The following is a 21460-nucleotide window of genomic DNA, read 5'->3' on the forward strand; positions in this document are numbered from 1 at the left end:
CGCATGTCGCGTGGGCTCGGAGATGGGTATAAGAGACAGCGCCAAGGCCGCCGTCGCGGAAGCGCCTCCGCCCCCGCCGCAGAAGGTGCCGCCGGAGACCTTCGACAAGGCGCTCAAGGCGTACTTCGCCGGCAAGCCGCGCGCCGCCGCCGGCCCGCTGTACGCGTGGCTCCAGGCCACGCCCCGCACGGATGACAACTACGCATGGGGCCAGTACTTCCTCGCGCGCAGCCTCATCGACATGGGACTCACCCACGCGGGCGCGACGTACCTGGCGCGCATCGCGCGCGAGCGCTCCAACCCCAACGTGCTGCCACGCGCGCTGGATGCCCTCAAGGGCCTGACGGACCGGCCGCACGACGAGGTGATGATCGACGAGCAGGTCTTCGGCGCGCTCGACCTGGGCTTCCTCCCGGATGAGACGGGCGCGTACGCGCACTACCAGCAGGGCCTGGTGGACCTGCGCGTGGGCAACGAGCGCTGGGCGAACACGCACTTCTCCAAGCTGCCGGAGACCAGCGCCGAAGCGAGCCGCGCGAAGTTCGCGCTGCTCGTCACCCGGCTCAAGCAGGTGAAGGATCCGCCGGAGCAGATGGTGAAGGACTTCCTCGACCTGTCCGCGGACGAGAAGCTCACCCGTGAAGCACGCAACGAGGCGGCGCTCGCGGTGGCCCGCCTGCGCTACGAGAAGAAGGACTTCACCGGCGCGCTGGACGCGTACGGCAAGGTGAAGCTGCCGGACCTGGATCCCGGCCGCGCCAGCCTCTACCTGGAGGAGGCGTGGACCCGCTACAAGCTGGGCGACCTGCGGGCGTCCCTGGGCATCCTCACCACGCTGGACGCGCCGTCCTTCCGGGATGAGTTCATGCCGGACAAGTACCTGCTGCGCGCGCTCATCTTCCGCGACCTGTGCCACTACCTGCCCGCCAAGCGCGCGGCGAAGGAGCTGACGCGCCGGTACGCGGACTCGCTGGAGTCCGTGCGCAACCGCGAGGACCTGAGCCAGGACGCGCGCCTGCGCCGCGCCGCCAACGCGCACGGCAACACCCAGCGCGCCGCGAAGTTCGTGGCCCTGCTGGAGCTGGAGGGCGAGCGCCTGGGCCGCTACGCCGGCAGCTTCGGCGACCGGCTCTTCGGGCACCTGACGCGGCTGTATGACCTGTCCCACGCGGAAGGCGTGCGCGTGTACGACGCCCGCTTGCAGGAGGCCGTGCGCCAGGAGGCGGACACGCTCCTGCGCGCCGCCGAACAGGTGCGCCTCATGGAGTACGAGGTCGGCCTCAAGCTGTACGAGCGCGTGAAGAAGGGCGCGCAGGTGGTGGCGGCGGAAGAGGAAGAGCTGCTGTCGCCCGCCCAGGTCGCCTTCAAGTTCGACAACGAATACTGGAACGACGAGCTCAAGTCCTACCGGGTCCGCATCGAGAGCCGCTGCATCGAGGAAACCCCATGACCGGCCCGTTCACCGGCCTCATCACCGCCGCGCTGCTCTCGGCCGCGGCCCCTGGCCCCAGCAGCCGCATCGGGCCCAACACCAACCCCATCGTGTCCAAGGCGAAGGAGCGCGAGGAGCTCGTCGCCAAGTTGAGGCGCGACATCTTCAAGGTGGACCGCGCCATCGGCGAGACGGAGAAGCTCATCTCCAAGAGCCGCAACGCCCCCTACCTGCCGGACCTCCAGTTCCGGCTGGCGGAGCTCTACGTCGAGAAGAGCCGCTACGTGTACTACCTCCAGGCGGAGACCCGGCCGGAGGGCGCCACGGGTGCCATCGTCTCCCCGGAGACGCGCCTGATGAAGCAGAAGGCGGTGCAGATGTACTACCGCCTGCTGCGCGAGTACCCGGACTTCAAGGACGGGGACCAGGTGACGTTCTACCTGGCGCACGAGCAGCGCGAGCTGGGCCAGTTCGACGAGATGCTCAAGACGCTGGGGGACCTGACGCGCAAGTACCCCAACAGCCCGCTGCGCCTGGAAGCCGAGCAGATCCTGGGTGACCACTTCTTCGACAAGGCGGACCTGGTCGAAGCGGAGAAGCACTACCAGGCCATCCTGGAGCTGCCGCCGTCGCCGGTGCACGACCTGGCCCGCTACAAGATGGGCTGGATCCGCGTGAACCAGGCCAAGCACGCGGAGGCCGTGACGTTCTTCGAGGCGGCGGCCGCCAGCGCGCCCCTGCCCGGCGTGGACGTGAAGAAGGCGCTCAACGTCAAGCGCGAGGCGCTGCTGGACCTGGTCTACAGCTACACGGAGGCCAAGCCCCCCAAGGGCGCGCTCAACTACTTCGAGAAGCTCAGCGAAGGCCGCGCCACTTACGCGCTCGCGCTGGACAAGCTGGGCAACCGCTACTTCATCAAGCAGCAGTACGAGTGGGCAATCCCCGCGCTGCGCAAGCTGATGGAAGTGCAGCCGGACCCGGAGCTGGACCTGGAGCGCGGGCAGAAGCTGTACGACTCGCTCAAGGCGGCCAAGGGCAAGGTGATGCCGGAGCCCGAGGACATCCGCTTCCTCGTGCGCGCCGCGGTGCAGAGCAAGACCGACCCGGAGATCGCGGAGGCGGACCGCAAGAAGCAGCTCGCGGAGCTGGAGGAGATGGCGCGCGACCTGTCCACGCAGGTGCACCTGGCCGCGCAGAAGGCGGACTCGCGCGACCTGTACGTGAAGGCCGCGGACGCCTACCGCGAGTACCTGGGGCTCTTCCGGCCGGAGCAGTACGTGCGGCCCATCATGAAGAACCGCGCGGACGCGCTCTTCGCCGCCAAGGAGTTCCCGGACGCCGCGCGCCAGTTCGAGGAGCTGGCCCGCTACGAGGACAAGGCCAAGGACCTCAAGGCCGTGGACACCTCCATGTACGGCGCGCTCCTGGCCCACTTCTCCACGCTCAAGCCGGAGGAGGCCCAGAAGCGCAACGCCTTCGAGGTCGCTGACGCGCGGCAGGCGCTGAAGCTGCTGGGCGCCAACTACGTGTCGCGCTTCCCGCAGAGCCCGCACGTGCTGGACGTGAAGTTCAACATCGCGCGCGCCTACTACGAGGACGGCGACTACCCGAAGGCGGCGGAGCTGTTCACCGCGTTCGCGCTGGCGCACCCGCAGTACAAGGACGCGCCGGTGGCGGGCAACCTGGCCCTGGACAGCCTGCGGCAGGTGAACGACTTCAAGAAGCTGGATGAGACGGGCCGCAAGTTCCTGGCGTCGTCGCTGCCGCCCAACTTCCGCGGCGAAGTGCAGAAGATCCTCACGCAGAGCAAGGCCGAGGCCCTGGACGAGCTGGCCCTGCAGAGCGCGCAGGAGACGGGCGACGTCATCGAAGGCCTGATGAAGGTCGCGGACGAGAACAAGAACAGCGACATCGGCGAGAAGGCGCTCTACGGCGCGTTCACCGCCGCGCGTGAGAAGCGCGACCTGCCGCGCGAGCGCGAGCTGGGCGCGAAGCTGGCGCAGTCCTACCCCAAGAGCCAGTACCTGTCGGACGTGCTCTTGACGCTGGGCCGGCACGCGGCGGAAGCGGCGGCCTTCAACGAGGCGGCGGGCTGGTTCGAACAGGTGGGCCAGAAGCTGACGGGCGACCTGGCGTCGGTGGACGGCTGGATGGCCGGCGCCCGCCTGCGCCTCGCGCTGGGTGAGTACAAGGAAGCGTCCCGCAACCTGGAGACGGCCGCCGAGGCCGCGGGCGCGCGCAAGGGCGAGGTGCTGGCCCTGCTCGCCGAGACGCGCATGAAGCAGAAGGACTACGCCCGCGCGAAGACGGCGGCGGAGACCGCGCTCAAGCTGGACAAGAACAACGTGGCCGCGGCGGCGGTGCTCGCGGAGGTGCAGGCCACCACGGCGCCCACCGCTCCGCCGGACGCGCTCATCTCCACCCTCACCGCCGCGGTGCAGGGCCCCAACGGCCAGACGGAAGAGGCGGCCAAGGGGCTCTGGTACCTGGGGGAGATCCTCTACCGCGGCTACAAGGACCTGCCCGCCGACAAGGTGGAGGAGAAGGTCGCCGCGCTCCAGGCCATGGAGGGCGTGTACACGCAGGCCGCGTCGCTGGGCTACCCGGAGTGGGCCGTGTCCTCGCTGTGGAAGATTGCCCTGGCGTACGGCCACATCGCGGACGTGGTGGACCAGACGCCGGTGCCCGGCGGGCTGTCCGCCGCGGAGACGAAGCAGTTCCAGGACGCGGTGAAGCAGCAGGTGGGCCCGCTCAAGGCCCGCTCCGACGAGGCCTTCAAGGCGTGCCTGTCCCGCGCGGAGTCCCTGGAGGTCTTCAACGCGGCGGTGGTGGGCTGCCGCAACCGCACGGACGTGGCCGCGCTGCCGGTGCCGCAGCCGGCCGCCCCCACGCAGCCCGCGGCGCTGGAGGACCTGCGCAAGAAGGCGGAGAAGGTGCTCACCGCCGAAGCCCTGGAGGCCCTGGGCATGGGCTACCTGGACGCGCACCAGTACGGCATGGCGCAGCTGACGTTCGGCCGCGTGACGGAGCTTCAGGACACGCGCGCCTCCGCGCACGCGGCGCTGGGCTGGGCCATGCTCAACCTGGGGGACGCGATGGGCGCCCGGGCGGCTTATGCCAAGGCGCTGGAGGCGGACCCCACCTACGACAAGGCCCGCCTCAACCTGGCCGCGCTGCGCTGCCGCTTCGGCGACACGGACGGCGCGCGGCGTGAATTGGCCGTGCTCAAGGACATGGGCACGCTCAACGGGCCGGACGTGGACGCCGGCTGGAAGGCCTGCAAGTGAGCGCGCCCTTGCGCCTCATGGCCCCGGTGCTGGCCGCGCTCTTCACCACCGCGTGTGGTGAGGAGGGCGGCAAGCTGGAGGGCAGCGTGACGGAGCTCCTCGACCTGCGCTACCAGCGCACGGAGGCGGCGCTCGCGGAAGGCACGCTGGCGGTCAGCTTCGTCAACGCGCAGGGCAGCGGACAGGACGTGGTGTTGAAGGTGAGCGCGCGGGTGGCGGACATGCTGCCGGACGGTGAATACGCGGGCTCGCTGGACATCGACCTGGCGGAGGCGCTGGAGGACGGCTCGCAGCGGGGCAGCGTGGACCGCAGCGTGCTGGACGAACCGGTGCGCCCCTTCCCGCCGCTCGTGCGCGGCAACCTCTTCGTGAAGTCCCTTCCGAAAAACACCGGAGACCGGGTGTCGGGCGAGTTCAACGTCACGTTCACCAACGGCACCGACGTCTACTCCGGCCGCACCATCTTCAGCCGTTTCGAGGCCACTGCTCCATGAAGCGCCACCTGCTCCTCAGCCTGTCCCTCCTGACCGCGGCCTGCGGCCCGAGCTACGGCATGCGCGTGCCGGACGCGCTGGTGAAGAAGCTGCCGTACGAGACGCGCATCGAGCTCCTGGAGGCGGAGAACGACCTGGCGCTGGCCATCGACCGGGTGGACGAGGCGGACAACGAGGTCAACCGCGCGCGCGACAACATCCGCCGCGCGAAGTCCCGCCAGGAGGCCGCCGAGGACGAGGAGGACCGCGCCCCGGACGCGTCGTCGCGCGAGGTGGCGCAGCTGGCCATCGCGGAGTCCGAGTCCCGCGTGGAGTACCTGCGCGCGCACCAGCGCCTCAACGTGGGCCTGCGCGAGGTGGAGCAACTGGCACTGCGCTGCGCCTTCGCCCGCTTCGAGCTGGCGCGGCTGACGGCGGCGCGCAAGGCGAAGGTCCAGGGCAGTGAGCGCCTGGAGCCGAAGGATTTCGAGGAGCAGGTGTCCGAGTGCGAGGCCGCCGTGAAGGAAGAGCGCGCGAACCTCGGGGGGGACACGAAGGAAGCGCAGGCGGCCAAGGAGGCGTGGGAGGCGAAGAAGGCCGCCCTCGCCAAGAAGACCTTCGACGCGCGCGCCAGCCCGTACGTGGAGAACCTGTGATGACGAAGACCGGAGTCCTCATCCTCCAGCTGTTGACGGCCCAGGCTCCCGCCCCGGAGGCACCTCCGCCGGAGAAGCCCGCCAGCGCCCCGCGCGCGGACAAGCTCCCGGACGACCCGGACGCGCTCTACAAGCTGGGCACGGCCTTCCTGTCGCAGAACCAGGCGCGCCGCGCGGTGGCCCCGCTGACGAAGCTCGTGGGGCTCACCCCGGACGGCGTGCCCGCGAAGGTGGCGCTCGCACGCGCGCTGCGGCTGTCGGGTGACGTGCCCAAGGCCAAGGCGGTGCTGGACGCGGCGCTGGCGGCCTTCCCGGAGGAGGCCACGTTGCGCTCGGAGCGCGGCCTCTTGGCGCGCATCCAGGACGACACGGACGAGGCGATTACCCAGTACTCGGTGGCGACGGAGCTGGCGCCCAAGGACGCGGAGCTGCGCTTCAACCTGGGCGAGGTGCTCCAGCGCGCCAACCGCACGGACGACGCCATCGAGGCGTACCGGGAAGCGCTGAAGCTGGACGGCGCGCTCCAGGTGGCGCGGGTGAACCTGGGCAAGGCGCTGGCGGAGAAGGGGCTGACCGCCGAAGCCAAGGAGACGCTGCGCGAGGCCATCCGCCAGAAGGACAACGACGCGGAGGCGCACTACAACCTGGGCGTCGTGCTGATGCGGGAGAACGACGTCACGGGCGCGTTCGCGGAGTACCAGGCCGCGCTCAAGGCGGACCCGAAGCACGCGCGCGCGCAGAACAACCTGGGCGTGGTGCTGGACGGCCAGGGCAACGCGCGCAAGGCTGCGGAGGCGTTCCAGAAGGCCATCGCGTTGGATCCGAAGTACGCGGAGGCGCACTTCAACCTGGGGCTCGCGTGCTTCCAGCTGGGGGAGAACGCCCGGGCGACGAAGGCCTTCGAGAAGGCGCTGCTCCTGGAGCCTCGCCGCGCGAGCGGCCCGTACACGCAGCTGGGTCAGCTGTACCTGGCGCAGGGTAAGAAGACGCAGGCGGTGTCCGCGTTCCAGAAGGCCATCGAGAAGAGCGCCGACGACGGCAAGAAGACGACGGAGGCCTACCAGGGCCTGGCGCGCGCATATCTGGAATTGGGCAAGGTGGACGACGCGGTGGCCACGCTGAAGACGGCGGTGGAGACCTTCCCGGACGAGCCCGGCGTGCGCACGGGCTACGGCGACGCGCTCAAGGCCAAGGGCGACCTGGACGGCGCCATCGCGCAGTACTCGGCCTGCGTGAAGCTCCAGCCCACGGTGGAGAACCGGCTGATGCTGGCGGAGGCGTACGCGAAGAAGCACGTGGGCGCCCAGGCGCGGCCCCTCTACGAGGCCGTCCTCCAGGAGGACCCGAAGCACCGCGCGGCGAAGCTGGGCCTGGCGGACCTGCTGCTCGCGATGGGCGACTACGCGGCGGCGGAGAAGCTGCTGACGCCCGCGCAAGGCGAGGAGGCGGACACGGCGGCGCTGGCGCGGCTGGGCATCCTGCACTCGCGGCGCGGCCGGCCGGAGCTGGCGGTGCCGGAGCTGGAGGCGGTGGTGGCGAAGGACCCCGCGCAGCTGGAGGCCCGCGCGGAGCTGGGCTTCCTGTACCTGCGCGGCGGGGACGAAACCAAGGCGCTGCAGGTGCTGAGCGACGTGCTGGCGGTGGAGCCGCGCAACTCGCTGGGGCTCCTGTACCTGGGGCACACGCTGTACCGGCAGGGCAAGCTGCCGGAGGCGGAGAAGGCCTTCCGGGGTTCGGCGCAGGTGGACACGAGCGCTGGAGAGCCGCACTTCGCGCTCGCGCAGCTGCTGGAGGCCACCAACCGCAAGCCCGAGGCGAAGAAGGAGTACGAGGCCGCGGTGAAGCTGCAACCGGACCACGCGGACGCGAAGTCCGCGCTCAAGAAGCTGGCCGTGGACGTGCCTTAGTCAGGCGTTGCGCGGAGGCCTCCTCCGCGCGGGGGATGATCATCATGCGAAACCATCCGATGCGCGTGGGACTGGCAGCGGTGTTGTTGCTGGGGCCGGTGACGGCCGGCGCGGTGAGCCAGAAGCTGCGTTACAAGTTCGAGTCGGTGTCCAACCCGGTGACCACCGTGGTGGACGACAGCGGCAAGGGCCACACGGGCACCGCGCAGGCCAGCAACGGCGGCGCCGTCACGGTGGAGACGGCGGGCTACGAGGGCCAGGGCGTGCGCTTCCCCGGCGTCTGCGTTGGTACGACGTGCGCGAAGGCGTTCATCAGCGCGGCGGACTCGGCGTCACTCAACCCGGGCACGGCGCTGTTCTCCTTCGGGGCCCGCGTTCGCGTGACGCTCGCGGAGCTGAGCACGGACCACGGCTCCAACCTGGTGCAGAAGGGGCTCTCCTCCACGGCCCAGTGGAAGCTGCAGCTGGACGACGCGGTGACGGGCAAGCCCAGCTGCGTGGTGCGAACCACCGGCGGCGCGGAGGCCGTCATCGTCAAGGCGTCCGTGGGCATCGCGGACGGCACCTGGCACAAGGTGACGTGTCAGCGCACGAGCACCACGTTGACCATCCTCATCGACAACGTGGCCCGGGGCAGCGCGCTGCTCGCCAGCACCTACGACATCAACCCCGCGGGCCAGTCCGTCGGCATCGGGGCGAAGAGCGCGGGGAACAACAACGACCAGTTCCACGGCGCCATCGACGACGTGTACTTCAACCTGGATTGAGCCCGGCGCTACTCGCGGGAGCGCATGAGGGCGTCCGGCAGCGGAGGCCCCGTGGGCGTGGGCCGGGGTGACTCCGCGAGCGTCCGGCCGAAGCGGTAGCGCGCCTCCGCGTGGACGCCGAAGGATTCGCCTCCGGCGCTCGCCAGCAACACGAGGTCGTCATCGGGGACCGGGCCCGCGGTCAGGCCCAGGGTCCAGGGGACCTCCCGCGTGTCCCCGTCCAGGACGATGGGCGACGTGGGGCCCTCCCGCAGGACCGTCCGCGACGGCACGTGCAGGGAGACCTGCACGGGCGCGGTGAAGCCCGGGCTCCGGTCCAGCCGCGCGACGAGCCGCACCGTGTCCGCGCTGGCGTCCACCACCCGCCAGGAGACGTGCAGGGGCGCGGGGATGCGCGCCGTGGCGGGGAGCATCGTGGGACGTGGCGCCGGGGTGTCCGTTGCGGTGGCGCCCTCCTCCGGAGTTCGCGGGAGCAAGGTGGAGGCAGTGGCAGCCGCCGCACCGGGTGCGCGCGTCTTGACCAGGACGGGCCGGGAGCCTTGCCGCTCGCGTGACGGCAGGTCCCATGAATCCATCCCGTGCGAGGGAAGCGCCACCGACCGCGCGGAAGCGAGGAGCGTCGGAGACGAGGCGTGGACGGGCTTCTCCTTCGCCTGGGGCGGTGGCTCTGAAACGCGCGACGGCTTCTTGCGCCGCACGCGGTCCATGCCGGATGCCATGCCGGCCGAGAGTGCTCCGACCAGCGCCAGCGCCAGCACGGCCCCCGCGACGCGTTTCCGCATCAGGGGACGCAGGACATTCAGGGTCGCGGACCGCCGGCTTCGCGGCATCGAACGGGGAAGCTTCATGGGCACAGAGGCTCGTGGCTGGGGTACGGGAAGGCGGTGGCGGGCTCGGTGGCCGCGTCCACCAGGGTGCGCGGGAAGCCCTGGCACATCAGCGCGTCCAGGAAGTCCGCGAGGCAGGGTGACGGCTTGCCCGTGTCCAGCACCTCCGTGAGCGCGCCCTTCTCATCCCGCTTCCAGGTGTGCCGCGTGTAGCCACGGGCCCAGGGCGAACGGTTCATCGCGGGCACGGAGAGCGCGTCGTAGAGGGGCTGGCTGGACGGTGTGCCGGTGGAGGCGCGGTAGAGGATGGCGGCCACCTCGTTCTCGTCCACGGTCTGGAGCAGCCCGGCTTCCGCGTGGGGCCGCGTCCAGGGACTCACCGAGGAGGCTCGCGCGGACAGGTCCACCCAGAACATCGTCCCGCCCTGCCGGTCGAAGTAGCGGGGGCTGCGGCGCGCGTCGGCGCTGAACCATGTGGCCCAGCCCTCGCTCCACGCCTGTCCCGGGAAGGTGGGCACGCCCACGTAGTGCGGACCGCCCTCCTCCGGACTGGTGCCACGGCTGGCCATCACCCAGTGCCCCAATTCGTGCATCACCATCGCGTCCGACCACCACGCCGCGTCCGCGTCCCCGGGCAGCCACACCTGCGACTCCCAGCGCCGGCCCACCGCCGTCACCGGCCACGGCGCGAAGCACCCGCCGCAGGTCCAGGTCGTCCCGAAGCCCAGCCACGCCACCACGGGCAATCCATCGCGTCCGCCATAGCGCTCACGCATCCGGCGCCACGCCGTGCCCAGCACGTCGAACACCGCCGCCGCGCCCGAGCCTTCGGACTCGGTGAGGGTGAACAGGGGTTGCTCGGACAGCTCGCGCGGCGTGCGCGACCAGCTCCAGATGCGGGCCGCTTCACCCGGCACCGTCGCCACGGATTGCTCACCCGGCAGTCCGGGATCCGCCACCGCGTAGGCCACGGCGCCATCGCGTCCACGCCCGGCCGCGTACACGACGATGCGGTCGTCCTCACCCACGGCGGACGACACCTTCAGCGTGAAGCGGCCGACGTCATCCGTCACCTGCGAGTCCAGCACCTTCGTGCCCTGGAACGACACGATGAGGAACCCACGGGCAGGCACGGGCTCCAGGTCCGAAGCCCATGCGCGGAACTCTGGATCCGGGAAGCGGCGCGCGTAGCGCACCGTGCCGCTCAGCGTGGGCCCGGGTGCTCCGCAGAAGCCCCGGCCCGGCGCGGCTTCACAGGCCACGTCACAGCCACGCGCGCCCCACCGGCCGTTCGTGCACACCTGCAAGGTGCGAGACTCCGTGCACCGCGAAACGCCGTCCACGCACGCGGTGCCCACGACACAGGCGACCTCGGGCGATTCGACACAGGTGGTGTCCTCCGCGCAGTCCTCCCGGTGCACGGCGCCACCTTCGCAGCGCTCCAGCACCCGAGGCCCCAGGCACCGTGACGGCGCGGGGAGCTGATTACACGCGAGCGCGGGCCGGACGGCCTCCTCGGGCAGGGACGTGACACACGCCGCGCAGGCCGCGCCCTCACAGTCGACGGCACAGGGCGTCAGCTCCGCACCCGGGTCGCAGCCCGCGAGCGCCAGCATCATGAACGCCCAGCACCACACCCAGACGCCGCGTCCCACCAGGAGGAAACCTCGTTCGAGCCAGCGCCCCACGTGGAGCCGGATGCGAGCGAGAAGACAGCACGCACGCCTCAAGCCCGGGCAGAGCCGAGCAGACCAAGGCCTCCCTGCCTGCCCGCCCTCCGGTGGGCTCCCTGGCTTCAAGCCTTCGGACCCGAAGCCCGTCCCCACGGATGAGAAGGTGAGAACCCTGCTGGGGACTGCCCGTCCGAGGCGGACCGTCCGAACTGGTCCGACTGTCGGACCAGTTGGAACCGCACCGGGCAGGAGGCCGCATGGAATTCCGGGACTCAGCGCGAAGGAGGCTCCGTGCGTGCGAGGAACGCGGCCAGCAGGGCCCGCCGCTCCTCCTCGCCCAGCACTCCATCCAGCGCGGGGAACAGGTACGTCTCCTCGCGCAACGAGTGGTGGTGCTCCAGGTGCTTGAACGTGCTCTCCATGTCGAACACGCGCAGCACCGCGCGGCGGTAGTCCGGGGCGCTCGCGTCCAGCGCGTCCACCGCGTCCTGGCACTTCACCAGCAGCTCCCGCATGCGCTGGTGCTCCCCGGTGAAGAGCTCCGGCGCGGCCCCGCGAATCCTCCCGGCCCGGGGCAGCTCCGGTAGCAGCAGCGCCTCCTCCGCCTCCAGGTGCCGCGTCAGCTCCTCGCGGTAGCGCGTCAGGCGTTCACGGGCGGCGGGCAGGTCCATGCCCATCAGCGACTCCTGGTGCAGGAGGAACAGCTCCTCCAGGTCGCGGTGGAGCGCCCCCAGGCTGACGAAGTCGGTGGGCGCGGCCATCAACGCCCTTCAGTGCACCTTGTCGTCGCGCACGTGGGCCTCGCGGGCCACGCGGGGACGCGGCGTCACCATGCGGGCCACGCCGGAGTAGAGCTGCTCCTCCGTGTAGACCTTGCGCACGCGGCGGTGCGACGCGCGCGGGTGGTAGGCCGGGCCTGGACGCTCCAACCACTGGAGCACCCGCACCTCGCCGGAATACGCCAGGTCCGCGAGCAGCGCCTCCGGGCACAGCTTCAGGTAGCGCCGCACCAACGGCCGCAGGCGGCGCCCGAACTCCGCGCCCAGCTTCGCGTGGCGGCGGCCCGCGTGCAGCGTGCCGTCAAAGCGCAGCGAGATGTGGAAGAGCTCGTGCAGGAGCGTCTCCAGCCGCGACTTCGCGGTGGAGCCCCGGAAGAAGAGCGGACGCAGCGTGATGCAGTACAGGATGCGGCGGCCCCGGATGCGCACCACCGGCTTGCGCCGCCCCGCCTTGTCGATGCTCTTCCCCCCCTTGAAACACAGGGGCTTCACCGTGCCGCGCGATGCCCGGCGGGCCTCCCCGGCGACCACGAGGATGCGGCCCACCTTCACGTGGCTGAACTCGGGCATGCGGGCGGCGATGTCCCGGATGAGGGAGCGCAGGGTCCGGTTGAAGTTGGGACGTCGGGGAGCCACGGTTGGTGGACAGTCTAGCGGAAAACCCCTTGGGACCAGCCCCCGCCCTCCCCAGAATGTCCTCCGTGAATCGCTCGACCTGCCTGATGGCCCTGGTGTCCGCGCTGTTCGCCTTTTCCTCCGGGTGTGCCTCCGCTCCGGTCCGCTCCGGAGGCCCCCCCGCCCTGACGGCCCAGGAGACGGCCGTGGTCTCCCAGGGGCTCACGGACGCCTCCGTGCGCTACACCGGACAAATCACCGGCACCGCCACCGGCGTCGTGGAGCGCGCCGACTACGAGCTCGTCGCCGACGGGCAGGTGGTGAAGACGGGCTCCGTGAAGCTGGGGGTGCCGTTCGCTCCGGGCACGCCCGCGGACTTCTCCATCGAGGAGAAATCCGCCTACGTGAAGGGTCCGGACGACCTGGCCCGCCTGAGCGCCCAGGGAGGCACGGTGCTCATCGCGCTGCGCGGCACGCTGGTGGTGCGCTCCGGCGACAGCGAGGACACCCTCCCGTTCGCCGCCAGCCGCGCCGTGCGCGTGCCCCGGCTGCCGGAGATCATCGTGGAGAGCCTGGACGCCGCCCGCTATTCGCCGGAGGAGGTGCAGATCAACCTGCGGCTGGGCGTGCGCAACCCGAACCCGTTCCCGCTGCGGCTGGACTCGCTGACCTACCAGGTCAGCATCGCGGACCGCCCCCTGGAGGAGGGCACCGCCGCCCAGGCGGATACGGTGGACGCGTCCGCCACGGGCGTGTACCCGGTGGAGGTCGCGGTGACGGCGCAGTCCTGGGGCCCGGGCGTCAAGGCGCTCATCTCCAAGGGCGTCCTGCCCTACAGCGTGAAGGGCGATGTGAAGGGCCCCATGCTGCAGGTGCCCTACTTCCTCAAGGGTGACGTGAAGCTCAACGTGTCCCGCTAGACTGGGGCGCACGCGTGCCCATCTACCTGCTGAGCGACGACGAGCCGGAGCTGTTTCCCCCGCCTGCCAAGGCGGACAAGAGCGGCCTGCTCGCGGTGGGTGGCGACCTGCGCCCGGAGCGGCTGGTGGCGGCCTACGCGCAGGGCATCTTCCCCTGGTACAGCGAGGGGCAGCCCATCCTGTGGCACTCGCCCGACCCGCGCTTCGTGCTGGAGCCGGAGAAGGTCCACGTGGGGCGTTCCCTGCGCAAGGTGATGAACCGGGGCACGTACACGGTGCGCTACGACACGGTGTTCGCGAAGGTCATCGACGCGTGCTCGCGCGTGCACCGGCCGGGACAGGACGGCACCTGGATTACCGACGCCATGAAGCAGGCGTACATCCGGCTGCACGAGCTGGGGCTGGCGCACTCCGTGGAGGCGTGGGACGGCGAGGTGCTGGTGGGCGGGCTGTACGGCGTGTCCCTGGGCGCGGCGTACTTCGGGGAGAGCATGTTCGCGCTGGCACCGGACGCGTCGAAGGTCGCGTTCGCCACGGCGGTGGAGCGATTCAAGGGCTGGGGCTTCCAGCTCATCGACTGCCAGGTGGAGACGGAGCACCTGGAGCGCTTCGGCGCGGAGTCCTGGCCGCGCAAGCGCTTCCTCGCGGCGCTTGAGCAGGCGTTGCAGGAGCCCACGCGGCGGGGAGCGTGGACGGAGTAGGCGTCACTGATAAGCGAGACACTTCGTGGCGCGAGGAACTCCACTGAGGAAGTGGAGTTCCTCGCGCAAGCAGTACGTCGAAACCAATCACTGCTACACAAGCTCATGCAGGGCGACTGGCTTCAAAACTGGCGGCATGAGACTTCAACTTCCAACGACAGGCTGCAACTGAATCTCGTATCGAGCCTGTACACCCGCCTTCTCCAGGATGACATCCAGGAACCTGGAAGCAGTCATGCTCGCTTCCTCGCGCGAGGCATCATCCAGCTGAAAATACACCTCGTCGCACCCTTCCTTCTGCAGGCCGACACAACCGCCATCGGGCACGACCTCTTCAAGCGCATCAGCGACAGACCGTCGCTCCGCCTCGGTCAGTGGGCGTGACAAGTCGGCGTAGACAGACCAATTCATCCTCATTCCTCCGCCCAATACGGCATCAAGACAACCCATGGAAGCGCCAGAAATATTGCGGCCCGAGCCCGAATGGAGACTACTTCTTGCCCACATATTCCCAAGGGAGTTCAGAGAAGAGCTTGCTGAACTCGTCAGCAGACATGTCTCTAGTAGGAAAGATTGTAAAATGCGTGGGTGGGTGGGGACTTCCCGGGAGCACATCCACACCATCCGCCTTTATGCCGAGCCCATCTGGCAGGCATGTACCGGCCGACAGGCAATGGTAGGGCCCTGTCAACGGTGCCTGAGCTGGGTCGCCAAATGTTGATGCGCCATGAGGCAAGTCCGCACCACTCTGACCCGGGATCACTCCTTCTGCATTGGGGAACACGTCGCGCCCGACGCGGGGAGGCCGCGGCCCTGCCTTATTGCCAAAGGCGAAAATCCTCCCCCCCGTCGTTTTTGAGGCGAGCTTGAGTTCTCCAAAAATTACCCCCCCGCCATCCGCCAGGCTTCCAATAACAGCAACCATCGCAACAGCGCCAATGGTGCCATTGAAACCAAGGCCTCGGTAATTTCCGGCATACCAATCATCATCCGCATTGGAGAAGGCAGTCCACGCACTGAAGATTGGAACCTGGGTATCAATTGCTCCCGCCCCAGCTCCAGCCAAACCCCACTTTGCGTAGCCCGCACTCGCACCGCCAGCCATTGTGCGCAACGTCTCGTGGCCTGCCATGTACATTGGATAAGCAGCCCACATCGACCGGTTTGAAAATGACCGATTCGCCTCATGCTCCCAAGCGGCGTTCGCCATGGTGGAGACGGCTTGACCGGCCCCATCGCTCACGTCCTCCATCTTGTGCAGGGTGCCATTCACATCCGAGCTGCCGGCGAGTGACCCAGCGACCGCGTTGAATGCACTAACGAAAGCATCCGCCACCCAATTGATGATGGCCATTGCCGGACGGGTCACATCCAGCCCCACACCCCCTTGCCCACCGCACCCGTAGCATCCGGAGATGCCTTCGGCGGTGAATCCAGACGGGTCCGTCATCGACAGGGGGTTGTTGAAGACGTAGCTGTAACGGTTGTGCCCCTGGCTGGAGAACGGCGCGGAGACGAACGGGTCTGCCGACAGGAAGCGGCCGGCGCGAGGGTCGTAGAGCCGTCCTCCCATGTTCACCAGCGAGGATTCCGCGTCGTCTTCATGGCCCGTGAAGCCCACGCGGACGGAGCCCGTCGTCGCCAGCACCCGCTGCGTCGGATTGGAGGGGTTCGCCTGCGCGCCGAAGGGCTGATACTTCCGCCGCTGGACCACGCCTCCCGCTTGGTTCGAGACGGTCTCGATGGAACCCAGGTGGTCGCCGTGGAGGTAGAGGGTTTCGACGTTGAAACCGCCGCCTTCCGCCGTCCACTGCACCTGGGCCACCGGCCCACCCGCACCGGGAATCTGGAAGACGTGCGAGACAACCCCCGCCGTCTGCCGCTTCTCGTAGAGCCCCGACACGTAGAGCGTGGAGTCGCCGTTGTTGCGCAGCTTCAAGACCCGCTTCTGGAAGGCGTCGTAGCTGAAATTCAGTTGCCCCGCCTGCGCCGACTCCAGGACCTTGGGCAGGCTGAACGAGGTGTACGTCACCTGGCGGTAATCCCCGTTGGGCGCCGCCCAGGAGAGCTGATTGCCGGCGTCGTCATACCCGAACACCTCTCCGCCCAGCCCTGTCATCGCATTGGGCCCGGCGCCTGCTTCGCCATACCGGTAGTCCTGCTGCTCGGTGAACGCGTCCGCTCCCTGCTGGGACACGGTGCGTAGCAACAGGTTGCCGATGTCGTCGTAGCCGAAGCTTGTCGTCGAGGTATTGCAGGCCGTCTTGACGTTCCACGTCGTCAACCGGTTCAGGGCGTCATAGGAGAAGCTCTCCTGAACGTTGGCCAGCAGGTCGTTCCGGAGGGAAAGCTGTCCCCGTGTATTCCATACATAGGCGAGCTTCTGGAGCGTGCCCTGGCCGCCCTGCGTCTCAATGAAGCGGAGCTGGCCCTCCCTGTCATAACGGCTCACGGACGCAACGCCATTGCCGAGGAGCTCCCGGGTCGGTTGTCCCGCGGCGTTGCGCTCCAGGGCGCTCCAGTAGAGCTGGCCCGTCACCGTGTTGCGGCTCGCGCTGAACTGCCCGTTGTGGCTGTTGTACTCCAGCGTCGTTCCCAGACGGAGCTGGGAGTCGACCTGCGGGTAGATGAGCGAAGCCATGCGCCCGTAGGCGTCGTAGCCCCGGTCGACCCGGTACGTGCTGGCACCCCCATCCACGCTCGTCGTTTCCCACTGGGAGCGGCCCAGGGCGTCGTAGCCGTACGTCAGCACCACATCCGTCGGACTCGAGACAGCGGAGGGACCGGTCCTCGCCCAGGCCAGGGCTCCCACGCCGAAGGGAGCGGTGTCCCATTCGAAGCGCGAGACGCCCTCCGGCGTCTGCACTGACTCGGGCCGGCCCAGGAAGTCACGAATGAAGGTGGTGACGTGCCCCAGGGAATCAGTCTGCTCGCGGACGGCGCCCAGGGCGTCGTAGCGGGTTTCGGATGCACCGGCCTCCGGCGTCACGAGCCGCGTGCGGCGCCCTAGGACGTCGTAGTCCATCGTGGTGAGGTTGCCCTTGGCATCCTCCACGGAATCCACCACCCCGAAGGGGCCGTAGCCCAGGCGTGTGATGACGGCGCTCTGGGGGTTGCCCACCGTCTTGAAGTCCTGGCTTTCCACCACCTGCCCCCGGGCATTCACCAGGAGCCGCCGCTCCGTCGCGCCACTGCGCTGCCGGACGTTGCGTCCTTCGTACGTGCGAACCTCCTTGATGATGCCGCCAGCCTCCTGCTGGGACAGCCGTCCCGCCTTGTCATAGGTGAAGACAGTGAGCGCGGGCGTTTCCCGGTCGGAATAGGGGAAGGACTGCTTCCACAGGCGCCCCAGTGCGTCGTACTCCCGGGTCGCGTGGCTCCAGCTCCCGTCCGAAGCCCGCTCGCGCTCCTCGACGAGGCGCTCGTAGCGGTCCAGCAGGCTGACGTGCTCCCCGCCGCCGTCCTGCTTCACGGTGACCGTCGTCCAGGACTGCTCCTTGCCGTAGCTCACGGTCTTGTGCGCCGCGGACGCGGCCGCCTGGCTTCCCACCCGGTACGGAGCGCTCTGCCTCCTCAGCCGGCCCAACCCGTCGTAGCGCCACTCCTCGCGCACGCCGTTGGCGTCCTCCTGGATGGCCAGCGCGCCCAGGCCCGGGTGATACAGCCGCTCCATGCGGTGTGACGGCGCCGAGAGGTCGTCGGCCAGGAAGATCTGGTCCACGACCGGGAAGATGCGTTCCGCCGGGTCGTACTCGCGCAGGGAGAAGGACTTGACGATGCCCTGACGAACCCGCTGCTTCTGGGACGTCACCTGGCCTGTCGCATCCCGTCCCACGGTCGTCGCCAGCCAGACGTCGGCTCCCGCCGTCCCCGTCGCATTCGGCTCGACGACGACCTTGTACAGCAGGTTGGACCACGGACACTGCTCCGTCTCCTCCTCCTGGTACTCGTGCTGCGTGCAGTAGCTGTAGCGCACGGAGCGCGAGGCAATGCCTCCCCCAGGGTGTCGCGCATCCGCGGGAATGCTGTCCGTCTCCGTCCTGAGCAGGGGCATGCCCAGCGTCCAGTTGGGCGTGTAGTTCGAGTAGCTCACCTCCACCCAGTGGCGATTCGGGTTCATGTCCTGGGCATCGTTCGCGACGAAGGTCTCTTCGCTCACGATGTTGCCGTAGGCATCACAGTCCCGGTGGGTGACGACGTCCCGGAGCTGGCCCTGCTGGTTGTCGTACTCGCCAGAGAACCCGAGGGTCGGACACAGGAACTTCGTCCGGTTCTCCGGCGCGTTCCGCAGCTCCCATTTCCGGGTGGTCTGCCGCGTGAGGATCACATTGGCGGACGCGGGAATCGAAGACGTCTCCAGGTAGGGCAGGCGCGCCCACGGATAGAGCGCCCCGGACTGCCGGGCGTTGTCCATCTGCACCGTGGATGTCTGCCCGGTGACGCTGTCGAGGGTGGTCCTGGAGGCGAAACCCAGCCACCCCTGACCTCGAAGCGAATAGCGGCTGTCCGCGTAGCCGAACTGCGCGGAGCGGATTCCCCCCCGGCCATCCGGAGCCTCCAGCATTCCGACGACCTGGAGCGCGGACGGCGCACAGTACTGGGGGTAGGTGCACGTCCCCGGCGCGTAGCTGCTGGTGCCATAACGGGAGTCCGTCAACGCTCTGTAGATCACCTTCGTCCGGTTGCCATTGGCGTCCAGCACCGCCTTCATCAGGTCAGGCCGGTCCGTCTGGCGGCGGTAGACCTGAAGCGAGAACACGTTGGGGAGCCCGGTCGGCTCGACCTGCACCAGGTCCGTCAAGCCATCGCCGTTGATATCCAGCAGGCGCGACAGGCGGTAGCCAAAGCCCGTTCCCGGCTGCGACTGGGGATGGGCGGCGCCGCCATTGCCCGGGGTGATTCCCGTGGGGATGGTGTTCAGCGTCCGCGGCACGAAACCACTGCCCGTGGACTCGAGGACCGTCACCTTCGAACGGGCCACGGAGTTGGGATGGACGCCGTCCATGAACGAGTCCATCAGCAGGATGTCCTGCTTGCCGTCCATGTTGTAGTCGAGGATGCGGACCCCGTTGTCGATGTAGCGTCCCTCGTTGACCTGGAGGGGGCTGGGCATCGCGCCCAACGGAATGTCGAGGTGCTCGGGCGGCAGGTAGCCCGCGCCCGTGTTCAGCGAGAGCAGGAGATCCCGGGGCGTGCGCACGCCGCCGACCTTCGCCTCCTTCGCCATGCTCACGACGTCCTGGAGGCCATCGCCGTTGACGTCCAGGAACCACCGCTGCAGGTGGTGGTAGGGGCCCTGAGGCCGCTGGATGTAGTCCCAGGGCAGCGCCGACAGGGTTGCGGTCGTCTGGGTCGGACACGACGTCCCCGCGGCCCCGCCAGGACACGGCGCCGGAGAGACCTCGACCGCCGAATAGAACTGCGCGAAGCCGTCCACCGTCGTGGTGGAAGCAGGCTGCCGCAACAACACATCGACGGCGCCATCTCCGTCCACGTCCGTCGCATAGCCGGCGAGCGCCGAGGTCCTCGCGAAGTCCCCTCCAATGCGGGTGGGCTCCGTGAAGGTCACCCCGGCATTGGTGGTGGTGTTGAGGCGATAGCTCCAGTTCGCGATGCTCGCGGAGGTGATGGGCTGGCGCGAGCGCAACAGGTCCGGCCGGCCATCACCGTCCAGGTCCGCGACGTGCATGACGGGGGCCGGCACGTCCTGCACCGAGTCGTAGCAGAGGTCGTAGAGTTCCTCGCCGCTGGTCCACTTCGCTTCGAAGCCAGACCCCGTGGAGCGGTAGAGCTGGTAGTGCCCGTCACAGGGCGCCGTGGGATGGCCGGAGTTCGTCCGGTTCAGGCCGATGACGTCGGTCTTTCCATCCATGTCCATGTCGACGGTGATCAGCTCATCCAGCGAATCCCCCACCACGGCCCTGGGGAGGTTGTCGGCGGCCTGCGCGGGGCCAAAGCCCATGCCGGTCGAGAGCCGGTACCTCCAGACGGGAGGCAGACGCACGCCGTTGCTCGTCGCGCCCGTGTACCGGTAGAGGATGTCGTCCCGGCCGTCGCCGTTGATGTCCAGGGGCTGGAGCGTCCAGAAGTCGAGGCCCAGGTAGTCGGCGCTCTGGAGTGGATCATTCGGGTAGACGACCCCGTTCGCGGCCACGTCCGTGATGCCCGTGTCGATCTTCTCGAAGTTCCTGTCGGGGTTCGGATCGAGGCCCTTCTCCCACTCGAATTGGAGCGGGCTGCGGCAGACGTCCTTTCCGTCGCACTCCTCGACGCTGGCCAGCAGGCTTCGCTTCGAAGCGCTGTCGTTGCGGTAGGTGAAGATGTAGTCGCGGAGCCGTTCGATGACCGTGCCCTGGGAATCCACTGGGGCCGCCATGGAGATCTTGAACAGCCGCTGTGAGGACCTCAGCTTCAGGCCCGCGACATAATGGAAATCCGAGTCCGGCCGCGCTTCGTAATGGAAGGTGACGCGCCGGAGCGGCTGGAGCTGGGGAACGGTGGCCGTCGAGCCCGTGTATTCGATGGCGGAGGGCACCTGTTCGACGGCGGCACCCGTCTCCGTGCGGGTGTAGAGCACGCGCATGAAGTTGCCGCTGCGGTCCTCGACCTTCGAGATGGACCAGGCCAAACGGACGCGAGGCGCCCCGGTGTAGGTCGCGGAAACCGATGACGGGGGAACGGCCGAGACAATCACCCGCGGGCCCTCCACCACGGAGCCTTCCGCGGCCCCTCCGTAACCGCCGTAGGTGAGGATCCGTCCGTCGCGGGTGCGGACCTCGAACTGCTTGGGGCCGTTCGCGTCCGCGTCGAGGACCGTCACCTGGGAGAAGGTGTCGATCTCCGTGCGGTAGCGCGCGCCGACAGCGCCCGCGGTCCCGGTGATGAGCACCAGCCGCGCCCCGTCCAGGCAGAGGTCATCCGCCTGGGTGAACTGGATGGGCAGGCGCTTCCCTGCCCCGTCCAGCGAGGGATTGCAGCGCGTGATGCCGGAGAAGCCGCTCACCGACCAGCCCATGCCCATCAGGCCATTGCCGCCCCGGCTGTTGTAGGACAGCGTCAGCGACGGCTGGATGCCCGCCCGCCCTGGAGGAACCCACAGGGGCAGGGCGTAGGTCGCGGCGCCATCCAGGCTGACGTCGAGGCGTCCCAGGGTCAGTCCCGTGGCGACGCCGTTCACGGTTTCCGTGGGCAGGACCGTCGACGCGGGCAACGTCAGGCTCGTTGCCCCATTCAGCTGGGCTGACGCCTTCGCCAACGCGCGCGCGTCGTCCGGCGCCGCAACAGGGCCGCAGCTTCCCATCAACTGCACGACGTAGAGGGACAGGACCGACGTGGAGAGGAGCTGCTTGAAGCGATTCGGCGGTGCATTCTTGATCTGCGTGTCCATTACTTGTCCCCCTCCTTCGAGCTGAAGCCACCACCG

14 protein-coding genes are annotated in these 21460 nt (G+C 68.9%); 8 read left to right on the top strand and 6 right to left on the bottom strand.

Translation table 11 applies throughout. The annotated features are described in order from the left end of the window. The 6 genes from D7W81_RS12000 to D7W81_RS12025 all read left to right on the top strand — a co-directional run. Positions 1–1450 (top strand): hypothetical protein (locus D7W81_RS12000; RefSeq protein ID WP_120555523.1); only part of this gene is annotated, 1450 nt, incomplete at its 5' end. Then, the gene (gene bamD / locus D7W81_RS12005) at positions 1447–4719 is read left to right on the top strand and encodes an outer membrane protein assembly factor BamD (protein ID WP_120555496.1); all 3273 of its coding nucleotides are present in this window, start codon (positions 1447–1449) and stop codon (positions 4717–4719) included. The genes D7W81_RS12000 and bamD, both read left to right, overlap by 4 nt. Continuing rightward, entirely contained in the window at positions 4716–5213 is a 498-nt protein-coding gene (locus D7W81_RS12010; RefSeq protein ID WP_244227154.1) for a hypothetical protein, read from the top strand. The genes bamD and D7W81_RS12010 overlap by 4 nt, the downstream gene beginning before the upstream one ends. After that, complete coding sequence (locus D7W81_RS12015; RefSeq protein ID WP_120555498.1) at positions 5210–5848, top strand: hypothetical protein; 639 nt, start codon at positions 5210–5212, stop codon at positions 5846–5848. The genes D7W81_RS12010 and D7W81_RS12015 overlap by 4 nt, the downstream gene beginning before the upstream one ends. Then, positions 5848–7755 carry a tetratricopeptide repeat protein gene (locus D7W81_RS12020; protein WP_120555499.1) on the top strand — a complete coding sequence of 636 codons (1908 nt, stop codon included), beginning with the start codon at positions 5848–5850 and terminating at the stop codon, positions 7753–7755. The genes D7W81_RS12015 and D7W81_RS12020 overlap by 1 nt, the downstream gene beginning before the upstream one ends. 44 nt (positions 7756–7799) lie before the next feature. Then, positions 7800–8522, top strand: coding sequence for a laminin G domain-containing protein (locus D7W81_RS12025; protein WP_158621562.1), 723 nt, complete (start codon positions 7800–7802; stop codon positions 8520–8522). Positions 8523–8530: 8 nt separating this feature from the next. On the opposite strand, the gene D7W81_RS12030 is transcribed toward D7W81_RS12025, so the two are convergent. The 4 genes from D7W81_RS12030 to D7W81_RS12045 all read right to left on the bottom strand — a co-directional run bounded on the left by D7W81_RS12030 (position 8531) and on the right by D7W81_RS12045 (position 12437). Next, positions 8531–9304: a hypothetical protein gene (locus tag D7W81_RS12030; protein ID WP_147445443.1), complete on the bottom strand. Its 774-nt coding sequence runs from the start codon at positions 9302–9304 to the stop codon at positions 8531–8533. A gap of 62 nt (positions 9305–9366) precedes the next feature. Further along, entirely contained in the window at positions 9367–11004 is a 1638-nt protein-coding gene (locus tag D7W81_RS12035) for a hypothetical protein (protein ID WP_120555502.1), read from the bottom strand. A gap of 290 nt (positions 11005–11294) precedes the next feature. After that, the gene (locus D7W81_RS12040; RefSeq protein WP_120555503.1) at positions 11295–11783 is read right to left on the bottom strand and encodes a hemerythrin domain-containing protein; all 489 of its coding nucleotides are present in this window, start codon (positions 11781–11783) and stop codon (positions 11295–11297) included. A gap of 9 nt (positions 11784–11792) precedes the next feature. Further along, positions 11793–12437 carry a hypothetical protein gene (locus D7W81_RS12045; protein ID WP_120555504.1) on the bottom strand — a complete coding sequence of 215 codons (645 nt, stop codon included), beginning with the start codon at positions 12435–12437 and terminating at the stop codon, positions 11793–11795. 56 nt (positions 12438–12493) lie between these two features. Between D7W81_RS12045 and D7W81_RS12050 the strand changes: the two genes are divergently transcribed. Beyond that, complete coding sequence (locus tag D7W81_RS12050) at positions 12494–13336, top strand: LEA/WHy family protein (RefSeq protein WP_120555505.1); 843 nt, start codon at positions 12494–12496, stop codon at positions 13334–13336. Positions 13337–13350: 14 nt separating this feature from the next. Continuing rightward, a complete protein-coding gene (gene aat, locus D7W81_RS12055) occupies positions 13351–14037 on the top strand; it encodes a leucyl/phenylalanyl-tRNA--protein transferase (protein ID WP_120555506.1) in 687 nt (228 codons plus the stop codon). Between the two features lie 144 nt (positions 14038–14181). Here aat and D7W81_RS41920 read toward each other — a convergent pair whose 3' ends face one another. After that, positions 14182–14448 (bottom strand): hypothetical protein, encoded by a 267-nt coding sequence (locus D7W81_RS41920; RefSeq protein WP_147445444.1) that lies wholly within the window; start codon positions 14446–14448, stop codon positions 14182–14184. Between the two features lie 79 nt (positions 14449–14527). Further along, the gene (locus tag D7W81_RS12065; RefSeq protein ID WP_120555508.1) at positions 14528–21424 is read right to left on the bottom strand and encodes an RHS repeat-associated core domain-containing protein; all 6897 of its coding nucleotides are present in this window, start codon (positions 21422–21424) and stop codon (positions 14528–14530) included. Positions 21425–21460: the final 36 nt, after the last annotated feature.

The organism is Corallococcus aberystwythensis (assembly GCF_003612165.1).
GTDB classification, from domain to species: domain Bacteria; phylum Myxococcota; class Myxococcia; order Myxococcales; family Myxococcaceae; genus Corallococcus; species Corallococcus aberystwythensis.

Bases quoted from the DNA above. Each gene is read 5' to 3' on its own strand.
- bamD (WP_120555496.1), top strand. From the start codon at position 1,447: ATGACCGGCCCGTTCACCGGCCTCATCACCGCCGCGCTGCTCTCGGCC.
- D7W81_RS12015 (WP_120555498.1), top strand. From the start codon at position 5,210: ATGAAGCGCCACCTGCTCCTCAGCCTGTCCCTCCTGACCGCGGCCTGC.
- D7W81_RS12020 (WP_120555499.1), top strand. From the start codon at position 5,848: ATGACGAAGACCGGAGTCCTCATCCTCCAGCTGTTGACGGCCCAGGCT.
- D7W81_RS12025 (WP_158621562.1), top strand. From the start codon at position 7,800: ATGCGAAACCATCCGATGCGCGTGGGACTGGCAGCGGTGTTGTTGCTG.
- D7W81_RS12030 (WP_147445443.1), bottom strand. From the start codon at position 9,304: ATGCGGAAACGCGTCGCGGGGGCCGTGCTGGCGCTGGCGCTGGTCGGA.
- D7W81_RS12040 (WP_120555503.1), bottom strand. From the start codon at position 11,783: ATGGCCGCGCCCACCGACTTCGTCAGCCTGGGGGCGCTCCACCGCGAC.
- D7W81_RS12050 (WP_120555505.1), top strand. From the start codon at position 12,494: ATGTCCTCCGTGAATCGCTCGACCTGCCTGATGGCCCTGGTGTCCGCG.
- D7W81_RS41920 (WP_147445444.1), bottom strand. From the start codon at position 14,448: ATGAATTGGTCTGTCTACGCCGACTTGTCACGCCCACTGACCGAGGCG.
- D7W81_RS12065 (WP_120555508.1), bottom strand. From the start codon at position 21,424: ATGGACACGCAGATCAAGAATGCACCGCCGAATCGCTTCAAGCAGCTC.